At 69.0% G+C, this 1,688-nt stretch carries 1 protein-coding gene; it reads left to right on the forward strand.

Features of this window, described 5'->3' with window-relative positions; genetic code table 11:
* Positions 1-83 precede the first annotated feature (83 nt).
* Positions 84-1,526, forward strand: coding sequence for an argininosuccinate synthase (gene argG, locus BIV03_RS05155; protein ID WP_070417830.1), 1,443 nt, complete (start codon positions 84-86; stop codon positions 1,524-1,526).
* Positions 1,527-1,688: the final 162 nt, after the last annotated feature.

A 1,688-nucleotide genomic window follows, 5' to 3' on the forward strand; every position in this document is an offset into this window, starting at 1 on the left:
GCAGGGGTTCGAGTCCCTGCGGCGCCGGCCAGGGGCACTTCTCGCGTCGATGTACCGGCTGGACTCCCCGTACGATTGACGTCGTGTCCAAGGTCCTGAGCAGTCTCCCCGTCGGCGAACGAGTCGGCATCGCGTTCTCCGGAGGTCTCGACACCTCCTGCGCGGTCGCCTGGATGCGCGAGAAGGGAGCGGTGCCCTGCACGTACACGGCCGACATCGGCCAGTACGACGAGCCGGACATCGACGCCGTCCCCGGTCGTGCCCACGAGTACGGTGCCGAGATCGCCCGACTCGTCGACGCGAAGAGCGCCCTCGTGGAAGAGGGCCTCGTCGCCCTGCAGACCGGTGCCTTCCACATCCGCTCCGGCGGCAAGACCTACTTCAACACGACGCCCCTCGGTCGTGCCGTGACGGGCACGATGCTCGTCCGCGCCATGAAGGAGGACGGCGTCGACATCTGGGGCGACGGCTCCACGTACAAGGGCAACGACATCGAGCGGTTCTACCGCTACGGCCTGATGGCGAACCCGCGGCTGCGCGTCTACAAGCCGTGGCTCGACTCCGAGTTCGTCGAGGAGCTCGGCGGCCGCAAGGAGATGAGCGAGTGGCTCGTCGCCCGGGGCTTCCCGTACCGCGACTCCACTGAGAAGGCCTACTCGACCGACGCGAACATCTGGGGCGCCACGCACGAGGCGAAGAGCCTCGAGGAGCTCTCGAGCGGCCTGGACATCGTCGAGCCGATCATGGGCGTCGCCGCCTGGCGTGACGACGTCGAGGTCGCCACCGAGGTCGTGAGCGTCCGCTTCGAGGCCGGTCGCCCCGTCGCGATCAACGGTGTCGAGTACGCCGACGCCGTGGCGCTCGTCTACGAGGCGAACGCGATCGGTGGCCGCCACGGCCTCGGCGCGTCCGACCAGATCGAGAACCGCATCATCGAGGCGAAGAGCCGCGGCATCTACGAGGCGCCGGGCATGGCACTGCTGCACATCGCCTACGAGCGCCTGCTCAACGCGATCCACAACGAGGACACCGTTGCGTCGTACCACACCGAGGGTCGCCGTCTCGGTCGCCTCATGTACGAGGGGCGCTGGCTCGACCCGCAGTCCCTCATGCTGCGTGAGTCGCTGCAGCGCTGGGTCGCCTCGGCCGTCACGGGCGAGGTCACGCTGCGCCTGCGTCGCGGCGACGACTACACGATCCTCGACACCACGGGCCCGGCGCTGTCGTACCACCCGGACAAGCTCTCGATGGAGCGTGTCGGCGACGCCGCGTTCGGCCCGGACGACCGCATCGGCCAGCTGACCATGCGCAACCTCGACATCGCCGACTCGCGGGCACGCCTCGAGCAGTACGCCGCAGCCGGGCTCATCGGCGGGGCGACGGGCGACCTCGTCGGCGAGCTCGAGTCGGGTGAGTCGGAGGAGATCCTCGGCGGCGCGGTCGTCACCTCGGATGCCGATGACGCGCTCGGTCGTGCGACGGATCTCGCGTCCGAGGGTGCGGCGTTCGACTCCGGCACCGACTGACCCCGGTCTGCACCACGACGAAGGGGGCCTCCGCCACGTGCGGAGGCCCCCTTCTCTGCGACGTCACACGCGTCGATCGACACGTGGTTCGTCGGAGTGTGCGCGTGCATCAGATGCGCGTACATCGTTCGACATTCCGCCTGTCGATCGACTGGCGGAACG

Source organism: Curtobacterium sp. MCBA15_016, assembly GCF_001865105.1.
Lineage (GTDB): Bacteria > Actinomycetota > Actinomycetes > Actinomycetales > Microbacteriaceae > Curtobacterium.